Origin of the sequence: Hymenobacter sp. APR13 (assembly GCF_000737515.1) — a bacterium.
GTDB lineage: Bacteria > Bacteroidota > Bacteroidia > Cytophagales > Hymenobacteraceae > Hymenobacter.
The window spans coordinates 541,356-555,802 of the sequence record NZ_CP006587.1; the positions used below are offsets into that span (position 1 = coordinate 541,356).

A 14,447-nucleotide genomic window follows, 5' to 3' on the forward strand; every position below is an offset into this window, starting at 1 on the left:
CCGTCTTTCGGCATTGGGTTGGTTACTGAACTGCTGGCTGCGCGGCTTGAGCGGCCACGACGGCAGCCTCCAGGTCGGCAGCGCGCTGCAGCCACTGGTGGGGCGCATAAGCGCGGCCGGGCAGCAAATCGGCGGCGCAGCTGAAGTAGCCACTGAAATCGGCTGGCGCAGCTTCATAAAGCAGCTGGGTTTCGGCCGGCACAATCTGCAGCCGGGCTTGCAGCGGCGCCAGCGCGGCGGTCAGGGTATCCAGCATATCGTTGGCCGTGGTTTCAACAAACGTGGGATGCGCAGCGGGCAGGCCCAGAGCCAGCCAATAGCGGCCATCGGACAGGCGTACGGCCTGCTGCAGGCCCGCCAGGGCCTGGATGGTAGCGGCGGCAGCTTCCGGCACGGGGCTGGTGAACACGCACAGCCGGGCCCCGGTGAGCTGGCCGGTGCGGCGCACCAGGCGCGTAAGGTGGCCGGCATCGGTGGCATCGAAGACGCGGCGCGCCCGCACGATGAATTCACCTTCCTTGCCAATCAGGCTAAGTGTGGCGTAGCCATCGGCGTCGGCCGGAGCCAGCGCGCGGGCCTTCACGTGAAACAGCAGCGCCACCGACGACGCTTCCAGCGCATGCTGCAAGCTGATTTTGAGAACTTCCGGGTTGAGCACGCAGCCCTCCGGCCCTTCGTGCACTAGGGCGTAGGGGTTGGCCAGCAGCGGCCCGAACAGCTGCCGGGCGTGCGGCGTGGCCGCCTCAGGCCGCTGCTGCAGGCAGCTCAGGCTTTCCGTGACGCTGCCGCCGGGAAAGCCGTAAGCGTTGAGCACCAGCACGTCGTAGCCGGCGGCCGCGTAGTGCAGCGCCAGCAGAATCCCGCCCACCGAGGCCCCGTACACGACGTAGTCGTAGGGCTGCGAACGATCCAGCGAATGAATTTGCATAGAGAAAATGAAAAGCGGCTCGAAGGCCCTAAAGCAGCGTTAGAGCGCGCCAGAACTGCTGCTACAGACCAGTGAAAGATGAATTCCCCCTAACTCCCGGTCCAGCCAGCCAGGGTTTTTACTAAGTCGCGTGAAGGCTCCGGTCCGTCATGCTTCATCTGGCGTCCGCCAAGCCGAAGCATCTCTATTACACCGGTTGGTTAGCATTGCAACGAAGCAGTAGGGATGTTTCGGCAAGCTCAGCATGACGCTTATGTAAGCTTCCAGCAAGTTTCCAGATGCAGCTTAGCGGCATTATTTGGCTTGCATATCTACCGGAACCAGCGTGATGGGCGTGGGCAGGCACGAGGCACCGGGCGGCGAGTACGTAAGGTGAATAAGCTGCTCCTGGCCGTCGGCGGGCGGGGCAAAAACCTGGATAACAACCGCCTCGGGCTCCTTTTTGGTGGCTGCTTTGTCGGAGGGCAGCTTCACAATGCCGCCGGGGTGCAGGCCGGCACTGACTACCACGCTGGTGGCCATGGCCCCACACCAGTTGTTGTTGGGTCCGCCGCCGCGGGCGTTGCGCGTGAGCAAGGCCAGGCCGCGGCCATCGGTGCTGCGCCAGCGGATGTTGATGTCGTAGAGCACGCCGTAGTTGCCCTTGAGCACGGCCGTTTCCGAAGTGTGACTGGCGGTGCCCTCCACCCACGGGTCGCGCTGGCCATCGGCCACGGTGATTTCGGCCGCGCCGTGGCGTGTGTCGAACACCGAGTCGGGCTGCACGCGGTAGTTGCTCACGCCAAACACGCCGCGGCCGGCCCCGCTCTTGCTTTTGCCGGGCAGCACCGGGGGGTTACGGGCCAGCGCCGTGGGGCCAGGAGTGCCGGGGCTGGTCTGCAGCACCGTGATTTCAGCGGGCTGGTCGATGAGAAACTCGTAGAAGCCGTGCACCAAGTCGTCGTAGCTGACTGTGGTCTTCTCCCATTTCTCGTCCAGGGCTACGGCCTGCCCGGCTTTCACCTGCCGTACCTTCGGGCTGGGCTGCGAGGCGAAGTAGTCGGCCAGGCCCTGGCTGCCAATCTTCAGGTAGTCGCCGCCGGGCGGCTGGGCCGAGTACTTGAGCATCTGCAAGCGCATGGGGCCGGGACCCAGGTTTCTGATAAGAGCCGTGATTTTGCGGTCCATCTTTTGGGGCTCCTTCACGCCGTTCACGTTGTAGAGGTAGAAGCGCACGGTGCCGGGCAGCACCCGCTCCCGGAATACCGCTGCTTCTGGCACCCGGATATACTCCGGGTCGTCGCTGATGAGAAACTGCGGGCCTGGCAGCACCAGCTTGCGGTAGCTTAGCTGCCGGGCCTTCTGAAAGGCAAACTCCGGCAGCTCCACGCTGGCCCCGGGCTTGGCCTGCAGAATACGGGCGCTGGTGGAGTCAGGCGGGGCAGGTTGGGTGGCCTTCACCGAAACGATGGCGCCGGCCAGCAGCACCGCCAAGCTGATTTCCTCTTTCCAGGTGTTGAAGGAAAATTTCATGGTAAAAATTTGGATGGGAAGGGAAAAACAGGGCAGTAAAAAAAGAAGAGAAACCAAGTTCCTCTTCTTTTTCGACCTAAAGTATACGTGGCGGCCGAAGCATATCCTTCGGCGCGCTTGCTGTCATAACTTATTATCAGATAGATTATTGAATCATAATTTTACGTACACCAACGCCGGCCGGGGCCTTCACCTGCAGCAAATACACGCCGGCGGCCAGTTGCGGCAGCGCCAACTGCTGGCGGCCCGGTTGGGCAGTGCCCTGCGCCACTACGCGGCCCTGCAAATCCTGCACCTGCCAGGTCTGCACGGTACGGTCCTGGATGTCGAGCGTGAAAGAGCCGGCGCTGGGGTTGGGGTGCACCTGCATGGCGGCAGTAAGGGCGGCCGAGCGGGTGCTCAGCACGGTGGTAGCCGTGGCTGTGGAAGCGGCTGACAGCGCTTCGCGCAACGCGAAGGCCTTGATATAGTAGGTGGTATTGGCGCGCAGGCCGGGAATATTGGCCGTGACGGTGGTGGTGCCGGCGGCCGGGCTCAGTACCTGCACGCGCCCATAGTCGGGGGTATTGGCCGTGGCCGTAGGGTTGAGGCCGAAGCTGGCGCCGCTGGTGCTATAGTACACCTCATAGGCAATTTCATCGGCGCCATCCGTGAAGCTCACGTTGAGGCTGGTGCCGGCGGCCGTGGCTGTCAGGTTGGCGGGAGCGGCCAGCGGGGCGGCAGCCGTGGGGGTTGGGTCGAAGGTGAAGCTGCGACGCTGGGCGGCGGTGCTGCTGGTGAGGGCCAGAATGGGGCCGGCGGCCTGGGCATTCACCCCCGAGAATGCCGCCACGTTGTAGCGGGCCTCCGGAATGCTGGTAGCCACGTAAATCGTATTGTAAGTGGGCGGCGTGGTGGTGGCGTCCACTTTGTGGGTCAGGCCCACCTGGAAGCCCTTATTGGCCCCCGTAGAACCGATGTTCATGCTGCCGTACACGTACTCGATAACGTTGCTGGTTTCGTAGAAGCGCATCTGGTAGGTGGCATCTACGGTGCCGCTGTTGGCCAGCACGCCCAGGTTCAGGTACTCCACCACCAGCACGCGGTTGGGCGCCGTGCCGGTAGTTTTGTAGTGAATCTTGCCCGTAGACGACGGCCCGATGGTGGCCACATCGGCGGCGGCGAAGGCCCGGTGGAAGGCCGCAAACCGCTCCAGCCCGCCCGTGAGGGTGGCGGCTACTACCAGGTTTTCCTCGGCCAGGCTTACCAGGCCGGTGGTGGTGGCGCTGAACTGGCTGAACCGCTGGCCATAGAACCAGAGGTCAAACCCGATAGGCTGAAACGTGGAGCCGGGCACGTTGGTGGCCCCCGGCCCGAAGAGCTGGGTGGTGCCTGTGCTCATGTCGATGGCGGCGCCGGTGCGGCTGGTGGCCAGGCTGGCGGCCGTACCGGTGGTCCAGCGGTAGCGGTTCATGTCCAGCTGGGCCTGGGCCGAGTGCGACGAAGCGGCCAGCAGCGCGGCCAGGGCCGTGAAGCGGGCCAGTCGCTTGGGAGCAGCTTGGTGGAGAAGAGTAGAAAGTGACTTCATAGGAGGTGGGAATTGGAGGTGAGAACTGTATGATAACTGGCAAACGAAGGACGCTAGCGGCGGAGCTGGACGTTGGCGCTGAGCCACTGCCCGCTGGCCTGGCGGGCCTGCACCACATACTGGCCTGCGGGCAGCGCAGTGCGCAGCTGCACGGTGTAGGCGGCCCCGGCCGCAAGGCGCACCGGCTGCTCGAACACCACGCGGCCCAGCTGGTCGGTCACGCGCACGGCCGTCAGGGCGGTTTCGGCCCGCACCGAGAAGGTGCCCGGGCTGGGGTTGGGGAAAGCCTGTAGCTGGCTGCCGGTAGCCTTGCGCGACTGGCGGGTGCTGAGCGGCGCGGCCCGACCATCAAGGCGGCGGTTGCGCACCAGCAGCACTGCGTCGGCACTCACGAAGCGGCCGGCGGGGGTGTTGTCGGCACTCAGGCGCACCACGCGCTGGCGGCCGGCGCGCAGGTAGAAGTCGCCGAGCTTCACGAAGCCGGCATTGCCCACGCGGGTCTGGTCTACCGTCACGGTGGTAGCAGCTCCGGTGGCGTCCGTCACCTGGAAGGGCGCGGCGGCATTGCGGTTGCTGGAAACCACCTGGTAGGCGTACACCTCGTACCAGGCATCAGCGGGCACGGTGAGGAAATAGTCCAGGGCATTGCCGGCAGTGTTGTCGGCGTAGAGGCTGGGGCCGCTGTAGCCGGGGTTGTTGCTGGTCAGCCAGGTGCCCGAGCGCACGGCATTGGCAGCGTCGGTGATGGGCACTAGCGTCCGGAACGTGCGCCAGTCGGCGGCAGCAAACGGCGCGGTGGCCGGCGTGGCATAGCGCGTGCGGCTCAGGTAGCGGAAGCGGCCGGCCAGATCATCAATAAACCAGATGGCGCTGCCCAGAAAGCCTTTGCTGCGCGCCAGATCCAGGTAGCTCACAAGCTGCTGATTGGTGAGCACCACCGACGAGCCGGGGCTGACGGCAAACGACGGATATACTTTTGTGGGGTCGTTGACCAGGTTTTTGGCGTAGGTGATGTAGCCGTCGTACACGGCCTGGGTGCTGGCGTAGCTCTGCACCTGCACGTTGTCGACCTTGTTGTTGTCGACCCACCACTTCCAGTCCTGCAGGTACTGGTTGTAGGCCGTGTAGGTGCTGGAGCCGTACTGGCTGGGCGCATTCGACACAATCAGGCGCGGATTCACGGCCTTGATGCTGTCGTACACGCGGGCATGGAAGGCGTTGATCTTGTCGGCCCGCCAGCGCATCCAGGCCGCGTCGTTGCCGGCCGTGGGCGGGGCCGCGCCGTTGTGCTCCTGCCGGTAGAGGCCGACGGTGAACGGGTCGTAGCCGTAGTCAAGGCTGGCGTAGCGGATGCGGTCTAGCTGAATGCCGTCCACGTCGTAGCGGCGGCTGATTTCAGTGGCCAGGCTGATGAGAAAGTTCTGGACGGCGGGGTTGCTCTGGGCCATCCAGTAGAAATTGCTGGCCGGGTCGAGCTGCTGGCCGCTGAGCTTGGTGGCGGTCCAGTCGGGGTGCACGTCCAGGATGGGGCCGCGCACGGCCCCGGGCGCCAGGTTGCCGGTCCAGCCGGCCACAAAGCCGTACTCAAACCAGGCCTCCACCCGCAGCCCCACGCGGTGGCCTTCGGCAATGGCTTCGGCCAGAATGTCGCGGTCAGCGTAGGTGGGGTCGGTACGCAGGCCGGTCTGCTGGAAGAAGCGCGTGCTCTGAAACAGCGGATAGCCGCGGCTCCACACATTCACATACACCGTGTTGAAGTTGGCCGAGGCCAGGCTGTCCATCTGCTGGGCAATGGCGGCGCGGCTGCTGTACTTGGTGCGCGTGAGCCAGGTAGCCCGCAGCTCCTGGGCCATAGTCGCGGCGGGCAGCAGCAAGGCCAGCACGGCGGTGAGGAAACGTTTTTTCATGGGAAGACAGTCGGCAGTAAGCGGCCCCGCTGCCGCTGCCGCGGGGTGTGTGCTTACAGACCTGTTTTCAACCTGAATCCCCTAAGAGTGCGGGAATTATCTGCGGGCCCCGACCACCACCTCGTCCACCATCAGGAACGCCGCGCCGCCGGCACCGGGGTGGCCGGGCGGGCACACGCCCACGCTACGGGCCTGAATGCGCACGTAGCGTACGGCCCGGCCTGGGCCGGCCGCGTGGTAGCTGCGCCGGAGTGGCCCCACCGCGCTAATCGGTTCGGGCGTGGTGGCTTCGGGTCCCGATGTATACGTCTGACCATCCGAAGAAAAGCTTGTCTGCACGGTGCGGGGCAGGAAAATCCAGGAGTTCCAGTCCTGCAGAAACGCTACCCGCACGGTATCCAGCAGCTGACGGCTTCCCAGGTCCAGGGTCACGTCGAGGTCGGTACGCTCAAACCCCTGCCAGGCGCCGTCGCGGTAGTCGAGGCTCCCCAGGCGGCCATCGGTGAGGGCACCCGCGCCACCCGCGGAGTAGGTCGGATGGAACGGCGCCGCCAGTGTCAGGGCCGCGCCTAACGCCGCGTGAGGCTGGAGCTGCACGGCAGGCAGCTCGGCCAGCACCTGCCCATCGCGCAGCGCCAGTACCCGCAGCCGGGCCGGCGTTTCGACCATCAGCGGCGCCGTGTAAGGGGCTGAAGCCGGTGTGGGTGTGGTACCATCCATGGTGTAGCGCAGCCCGATGCCGGGGCCGCCGGCCGTGAGCGTGGCCCGCAGGCCGGTGGCGGCAGGCTCGGTGGTAACGGCCAGCGGGCGGGTTTCGAAGCCATACTGTACGCCTAAGGCTGTCAGGCGCGGATAGTACTGCCGGGTGCGGTCCAGAAACTCCGGGTAGGCGCGGGCAGGAGCCGGGCCGCGCCAGAGCACTTCGGCCAGGGCCAGCAGGCGCGGGAATATGGCTTGGTCGAGCTGTGCCGGCAGCAGCCGCTCCGTCCAGACGGCGGCCTCGCCGCCCAGCACCCGGCTGCGCGCCGCCCCCGCCAGCCCGGCCGGCCGCGGATTGAACTGGTAGACTTTCGCCAGTTCCAGCAGGGTGGTGTTCTGGTCGAAATATGTGAAGCTGCCGGGAGAGGCAACCACCGGATAGCCGGCCTGGGCTGCTGCTGCTACGGGCCCGAGCCCGTGCCACGCCTGCACCACGGTGCCGGCCGGCGGGCGCAGCGCCAGCGCCTCATCCCAGACGATGCCGCGCCGCCCGCGCCGGGCCAGTACCGCCGCCACCTGCCGCAGGAAATACCCCTGCAGCTCCCGCTCCGACTGCAGCTGCTCGCGGCGCATCAATGCCTGGCACTTTGGGCAGGCCTGCCAGCGGGCCACGGGCGTTTCGTCGCCGCCGACGTGCACTAGCCGGCCCGGAAACAGGTCCAATACCTCGCCCAGCACATCAGCGGCAAATGCTGCGGTGCGCGGATTGCCCACGCACATCACGTCCTCGTGCACGCCCCAGTCCGTTGCCACGGCCAGCGGCCGGCCCCGGCACGACAGCTCCGGGTAAGCAGCCAGGGCGGCCCGGACGTGGCCCGGCATATCCACCTCGGGCACCAACTCGATGTGGCGCTGTCGGGCATAGGCTACCAGCTCACGTAACTCGGTTTGGCGGTAGAACCCACCGTAGGGTTGGCCATCGGTCCCGCGCCGCCAGGCCCCCACGCTGGTCAGGCGCGGCCAGGTGCGGCTTTCCAGGCGCCAGCCCTGGTCGTCGGTCAGATGCAGATGCAGGCGGTTGAGCTTGTGCAGGGCCAGCAAATCCAGGTAGCGCCGCAGCTGCGCCGGCGGCACAAAGTGGCGGCTTACATCCAGCAAGAGGCCCCGCCACTCAAACGCCGGCCAGTCGTGGATGCGCACGCCGGGCACCGGCAGCGGCCCGGCAGCCGGCCCTGGGTTTTCCAGTGCGGCGGGCAGGAGCTGGCGCAGTGTCTGCGTGGCCCGAAACAGGCCCGTGGCCGTGGAGGCCCGCAGCCAGATGCCGCGCGGCGTCACGCGGAGCTGATACCGCTCCCGCAGCGAGTCGGGCACAGCGCCGGGCGCAATGATAAGGTGCACACCGGTGCTGGTCGTATCGGCGCTGAAGCGCAGCCTCCCTCCTATCTGCCGGCGTTGCAGCCAGGCGGCCAGCTGCTGGCTGGTTTCAGCAGCGGTGGTGTCGGTAGACGGGGCTGTGAGGAAGAGCCGGGTACGGGCACTGAGCGTAAACCCGGCGCCGGTGTACTGCACTATTTGCGGCCGGGGCAGCAAAGCTGTAGCTGCCACTGCGGCCTCCACCTCAGCCGACTGCGGACGTCGGCTGCACCCCGACAGTGCGGCCAGAGCCATCCAGAGCACAGGGAGCAGAAATGAGCGGGCGGGCATCAGCAGCAGAAAAGAGCAAAAAGTGGGCAGCCGCACCGGGTCTCCCGGCAGAGCACCTGGCAGACCCTTGGAGCTGCAGCCTCAGCAACCGCCAGCTGACCAGGACCGGTGGTATTTTCCGTCATTAGTTATGGCACAAGATGTGGCTGCACCAATTGGGTCCAGAGCTCGTAGCCGGCGCGGGTCATATGCAGACTATCGGCTTGGTAGAGCGCAGGACGGGGCCGGCCATCGGGGCCAAGCATGGGAGTGCTGACGTCCACGAACTCCACGCGGCGGTGCCAGCGGGCGTAGCGCCGGATGCGGCGGTTGGCCTGCTGCATCAGCGGATACTGGGCCCAGCGGGCCGGGCTGGGCTTGGTGCTCAGGTACGTGAGTTGGGTGGCAGGCAGCTCGCGCCGCAGCCGCCGGGCAAACGTGCGAAATGAGGCGAAGACGTGTGCTGGCGGGTAGCCGGCGGCAATGTCGTTGTCGCCGGCGTAGAGCACTACCTGCCGCGGCTGGTAGGGCGTGACCAGCTGCGCGAAATAGTAATTCACGTCGGTGAGGCGCGCCCCGCCGAAGCCGCGGTTCAGCACGGGCTGCCCCGCGAAATCAGCGGCGAGGGTGCGCCAGCCCCGGACTGACGAGCTGCCGACAAAGACAATGGGCTGTCGGGGCGGCCGGGCACTACTGTCCTGCCGGGCGAAGGCAGTAATTTCCGGGGCCCACAGCTGCGGGTTGGCGGGCTTGGGGACAGCGGGCAGCTGCGCCCACGCAAAGGGGGCGGCTGCCAGCCCCAGAGCCAGCAGCACGCCCCCACTAGCATAGCGCATCATAGTGCAAGACACAAGGAATTGGCAGGTAGTAATCAGATGGAAGTAGGGCCGGCGGCCCGCTTAGCGCACCCAGCGCTACTGCTTGTCCCACCAGATGCGGGTGGTCATCAGGTCGGGACCCTGGCGGCCGAGGGCCTGCTGGTAGCCGTTAGGATTCTGCAGCGCCTCCGTGCTGGGGTAGCGCATGCGCCGGGGCACCTGGCCATTGGTTTCGCCCTGGTTGGGCACCTGCTGCAGCACCGGGAAGCCCGTGCGGCGATATTCGGCGTAGGCCTCGAAGCCACTATGGCCAAACAACGACAGCCACTTCTGGGTGCTGATTTGCTGCTGGGCCTGGGCGGGGTTGAAGCGCACCAGAGGCCCGTTCAGGTAGGCCGTAATGGCAGCCCCGTCGGTTACGCCGGCCAGGGCCATGGCTTCGCGCACACCCGTCTCGTACCAACTCTGGGCCGAGCCCTGGCTGTCCCAGCCGCGCAGGGCGGCTTCGGCCCGCAGAAAGCACACTTCCGAGTAGGTCAGCAGGTTCTGGTCGTTGCTGGTGTTTTTGTAGCGCGCCCCCCCCTGCGAGAAGCTGGCCGGGCTGTACTGCGGCTGGGCCAGCTGGGTGGCCGACAAGCCGTTGGGCAGCCCCACGCGGGCCGGGTTGCTGCTCGATACCGGGTCGGCGAAGATGTTCAGGCGCGGGTCGTTGTAGCGGGTCAGGTAGTCAACCAGCGTGGCGCTGATGCGGCTGTCGGCGAAGTTGAGCACCACGGCCAGCGGGTTCTGGTTGATACGGATGCTGCCGCCGGTGTTTTTCATAATGGCCGACTCGGCGTTGCTGGCCATCACGCCGCTGGCCAGCGCGTCGCGCACCTGCTGCTCGGCCAGCGCCGGGTTCACCTTGCTCAGGCGCATGGCCACGCGCAGGCGTAGTGAGTTGGCGAACCGGCGCCAACGGTTGTTGACGGCCGGCAGCGAGGTGCTGGCCGCGTGCGAGCCGGCGTTGCCAAACAGCAGGTCGGCCTGGCCGTAGTTGCCGCGCCTGGTATCGTCGAGCGCGGCGGCCGCTTCCTTCAGTTCCTTCAGGAAGTCTTCGTAGATAGCCTGCTGGGCGTCGTAACTGGGCTGGGTGTTAGCATCCGTCACGCCCTTGAACGCATCGAAATAGGGCATATCGCCCCAATAGTCGGTCATGCGCTGAAACAAGAACACCCGCCAGATTCGGGCCTCGCTGAGCTTGTTGACTTCCTCAGGCGAGTTCTGCACGTAGCGGATAGCCTGCTGCAAATCCATGCCGTAGCCGGCGTAGAAGTTGTTCCAGAAAGAAGTGGTCCAGGCCAGGTTGCTTTCATAGCGGTCGGTCTGGAAGGCGGCCGTGGAGTTGGCAAAAAACTGCACCCACATGTTGGCATGCAGGTGCTCGCCCAGCTGCTGGTCGTTGTCGTAGAGTGCACCATATTTCAGGGCGCGCGAAAACAGCAGGTTGGACGGCACGTCCACGGCCTTGGTGGGGTCGGTGTTGAGTTCCTCAAACCGGTCGGTGCAGGCGGGCGCCGTCAGCAGCAGCCCCAGCCCGGCCAGCAGGGCAGCGGCGCGGCGGCGGGAAAAGCGGAAAGTGGTGGTCATGTAGCAAATCGGGCCGTAGCCGCCGTTAGAATTCCAGGTTGAGATTGTAGCCCAGGCTGCGGCTGTTGGGGTAGCCGCCCGATTCCAGCCCTTGGGCCCGGCTCAGGTTGTAGCCCGATTCCGGGTCGAAGCCTTCGGTATCGCGCCGCAGAAACGCCAGGTTGCGGCCCACGATGGAGAAGCTGGCCCCACGGATGAACTTGGCCTTGCTCAGCAGCGCCGATGGCAGCCGGTAGCCCAGCGCCACCTCACGCAGCTTGATGAAGGTGGCATCGTACACGAATGGCTCGGACACCGTGCCCAGCCGCGCCCAATACGATTCCGGGTTCACGAAGCCCGCTTTAGGGGTAAACGAGCCATCGGCGTTCCTGATCACACCCTCCACATACACGCCGCCGGTGGGCGTCCAGGCGGCGGGAGTGGCGCCGGCCGCCAGCCGCGCCGTTTCCGACTCGTACCAGCCCTGCCGGCCATCCAGCGTCTGCCTGGCATTGCCGCGCACCGAGGCCACCTGCTGCGACACCGAGTAGATCTGGCCGCCCCAGCGCGCATCCAGCAGCACACTCAGGCTGAGTCCTTTGTAGCTGAACGTGTTGCTCAGCCCCCCAAACCAGTCGGGCTGGAAGTTGCCGAGCTTGTTGTTGTTGCTGGTGCTAGCCAGCGGAAAGCCGTTGGCATCCACAATCAGCTGCCCGTCGGGGGCGCGCTGCAGCACCGTGCCGAAGATGTCGCCGAAGGGTTTGCCCACGGCGGCCACCACCGACACGTTGTTGCTCTCGTTGCCGAGAAAGTACGATACCCCACCCTCGTTGAGGGCTACTACCTTGGATTGGTTCTTCGCCCAGTTAGCGGTCAAATCCCAGCGGAAGCCGTTTTCCAGCTTCACCGGCGTCACCAGACCGACAATTTCCAGGCCCTGGTTCTGAATGTTGCCGGCATTGATGAGCTGGCTGCGGAAGCCCGAGGCCGCCGTCACGCCGATGCTGGTTACCTGGTTGAAGGTGTTGGTGCGGTACACGGTCAGGTCGAGGCCGGCGCGGTCCTTGAAAAAGCGCATTTCTGAGCCAAACTCAATCGAGCGGGTGGTCTGGGGCTTGAGGTTGATGGTCGGCAACTGGTCCTGCAGGTTGGCGAAGGCCTGACCGAGGTGCGAGCTACCCACGCCGGGTGCTCCCGAAATTCCCGAGCCCAGGTCGTAGAGCGTGGTCAGCTCATAGGCGCTGGCACCCTTGCCCACACGGGCCCAGGAGGCGCGCAGCTTGCCCAGGCTCAAAACTTTAGAGTCCAGCTTCAGCAGATCGGTGTAGGCCACGGCCAGCGAGGTGCTGGGGTAGAAGTACGACCAGTTGCCGCGCGGCAGCGTGGAGTCCCAGTCGTTGCGGCCGGTGGCTTCCAGAAACACCGCGTTGCGGTAGTTCAGCTGGGCCCGCCCAAACAACGACTGCACTTCGGAGCGCGAGAAGTTATAGATGGGCACGCGGGCCGCCCCGTTGTCGATGGTGAACAGGTTGGGCACGTTCAGGCCCTGCGTGGACGCGCCAGCCTGCTCGTTGCGGCGCTGCAGCAGATTGCCGAAGGCCTGGGCCGTCAGCTCGAAGTCCTCGCTCAGGTTGCGCGTGCCGCTCAGGATGAAGTCCATGTTGGATTCCTTCACCCGGAACGTGCTTTCCGACAGGCCGCCCCGGTCGGGCACGGCCGTGGTGTTCCAGCTGGTCCAGCTTGCGTAGCGGTAGCCGGAACGCGAGGTGTAGAAGTCGGTGCCGCCGCGCACCTGCAGCCACAGCCAGGGCAGAATGTCGTAGCGGATGGCCACCGAGCCGTTCACCCGGTCCTGGCTCACTTCATTGGTGTTCAGGTAAGCCGCCCAGAAGGGGTTCTGGCGCTGCGTGCCGGAGGCCAGCACCCCGGCCGCCAGCTGGGTGTTCAGGTTCCAGAGCCGGGGCTGCAGCGTCACCGGGTCGCGGTAAGCACGCAGGTCGTCGATGTACACGCTGCGGGGCATGTACAGGAACTGCGTCATCACGTTGTCGGGGCTGGCGCCTAGCGTGGGGCGGTTAAAGGTGCGCTGAAACGTATAGTTGAGCTTGGTATCCACCGAGAGCTTGTCGCCCAGTGAAGTGGTGCCGCGCAGCGTCACGTTGTCGCGCACCAGCCGGCTGTTGGGGTAGGTGCCTTTGTTGCGCAAATCGCTCAGCGACACGCGCAGCGTTGACTTTTCAGTGCCGCCGGTCAGGGCTACTGTGTTGGAGGTGGTATAGCCGGTTTCGAAAAAGTCTTCGATGTTGTTGGGCTGCGGGCTGTAGGGCTTGATTTCACCGGTCCAATGGCGCACGTCCTGCCCGTCCATGCGCGCGCCCCAGCTGCCGATGTTCTCGCCGGCCTGCTGCAGCTGCGGGAAGCCGTCGGGCGTCAGGATGGGCTGGCCGGCGGTATTGCTCAGAAAACGCCCCTGCGTGCCCTGCCCGTACTCGTTCTGGTAGTCGGTGAGCACCTGCACCCGGTCGAAGGTGGTGTTGGAGTTCAGCGACACACCCAGACCCTGGTTTTTGCGGCCCTTCTTGGTGGTCACAATCAGCACCCCGTTGGCGGCGCGGTTGCCGTAGAGGGCCGCCGCGTTGCCGCCCTTCAGCACCGAGATGCTCTCAATGTCTTCGGGGTTGATGGTGGAGAGGCCGTCGCCGGAGTCGAAGCCGCCCAGGCGGCTGGCCTGCTGCAGGTTGGTGTTGTCGATGGGCACGCCATCTACCACCACCAGCGGGCGGCTGTCGCGGGTGAGCGAGGTGTAGCCGCGGATGATGATGTTGGTGGAGCCAGCCGGGCCCGAGCCGTTGCGGTTGATTTGCACGCCGGCCAGCTTGCCGCTCAGCGAGTTGATGATGTTGGGCTCGCGCGCCACCACAATTTCGGCGGCTTTCACGTCCTGCACCGAGTAGCCCAGCGACTTGCGCTGCCGCTCCAGGCCGAAGCCCGTCACGACCACCTCCGACAGGGTTTTGGTGTCCGGGGCCAGGGTCACGGCCAGCGTCGTCTGGCTGCCAAGCGCCACTTCCTGGGCCGCAAACCCGATAAAACTGAACACCAGCGTGGTAGCCCCTTCCGGCACTTCCAGCGTGAAGAAGCCCTGCGCGTCGGTAGCCGTGCCGACTGTTGTACCTTTCACTACCACGTTCACGCCGGGTAGCGGCCCACTGCCGTCGCGGGCTGTCACGGTGCCGCTGACGGTGCGGGCCGCTGCCAGCCGGCTCACTACCGGCGCAGGCGGGCCCGACAGCGCCACCAGGCTGCCGTTGGCCGGCGTCAGGGGTGCCGCCCCTGACGAATCGGGGCGGCGGGGCGTGAGAATGATTTGCTGCCCCACAATGTGGTATTCCATGCCCAACGGGCGCAGCACTTGGTCTAAGGCCGTTTCCAGGGGCACATTGGCCAGGCTGACAGTCTGACGGCGGCGCTTGTCGAGGCGGTTGTCGCTGTAGATAAAGACGTAACTGCTCTGGCGCTCGATTTCGCGCAGCAGATACGTGACCTCCTTATCCTTAGCCTTGAGCGTGATGGTAGCGGCCGTGGCACCGCTGGGCGCGGCCTGCAGCTGCGCGCCGTTGCCGGCCGACAGGTTAGCCAGCAGCAAAGAGCTGGCCACCAGCAGCGCCTTGCCGGCTGTGCGCGGCACAGGGTACTGGCGAAAAACAGAATCCGGGAGTAGCCTT

Annotated in this window: 8 protein-coding genes; all 8 read right to left on the reverse strand. The window is 65.6% G+C overall.

The genetic code is table 11. The features are described from left to right. Positions 1-22: 22 nt before the first annotated feature. Positions 23-928 carry an FAD-dependent oxidoreductase gene (locus N008_RS02260; RefSeq protein WP_044013420.1) on the reverse strand — a complete coding sequence of 302 codons (906 nt, stop codon included), beginning with the start codon at positions 926-928 and terminating at the stop codon, positions 23-25. A 294-nt stretch (positions 929-1,222) separates the two neighbouring features. Continuing rightward, positions 1,223-2,440 carry a hypothetical protein gene (locus N008_RS02265; RefSeq protein WP_044013422.1) on the reverse strand — a complete coding sequence of 406 codons (1,218 nt, stop codon included), beginning with the start codon at positions 2,438-2,440 and terminating at the stop codon, positions 1,223-1,225. 145 nt (positions 2,441-2,585) lie between these two features. Further along, complete coding sequence (locus N008_RS02270; RefSeq protein ID WP_044013424.1) at positions 2,586-4,007, reverse strand: T9SS type A sorting domain-containing protein; 1,422 nt, start codon at positions 4,005-4,007, stop codon at positions 2,586-2,588. Positions 4,008-4,060: 53 nt separating this feature from the next. Further along, a complete protein-coding gene (locus N008_RS21220) occupies positions 4,061-5,914 on the reverse strand; it encodes a family 10 glycosylhydrolase (RefSeq protein ID WP_052381104.1) in 1,854 nt (617 codons plus the stop codon). Between the two features lie 96 nt (positions 5,915-6,010). Next, the gene (locus tag N008_RS02280; RefSeq protein ID WP_156108964.1) at positions 6,011-8,317 is read right to left on the reverse strand and encodes a family 20 glycosylhydrolase; all 2,307 of its coding nucleotides are present in this window, start codon (positions 8,315-8,317) and stop codon (positions 6,011-6,013) included. Between the two features lie 128 nt (positions 8,318-8,445). Beyond that, entirely contained in the window at positions 8,446-9,135 is a 690-nt protein-coding gene (locus N008_RS02285) for an SGNH/GDSL hydrolase family protein (RefSeq protein ID WP_044013427.1), read from the reverse strand. 75 nt (positions 9,136-9,210) lie between these two features. Then, entirely contained in the window at positions 9,211-10,743 is a 1,533-nt protein-coding gene (locus tag N008_RS02290) for a SusD/RagB family nutrient-binding outer membrane lipoprotein (protein ID WP_052381105.1), read from the reverse strand. 25 nt (positions 10,744-10,768) lie between these two features. After that, positions 10,769-14,410, reverse strand: a complete 3,642-nt coding sequence (locus N008_RS02295) for a SusC/RagA family TonB-linked outer membrane protein (protein WP_044013429.1) — start codon at positions 14,408-14,410, stop codon at positions 10,769-10,771. Positions 14,411-14,447 lie beyond the last annotated feature (37 nt).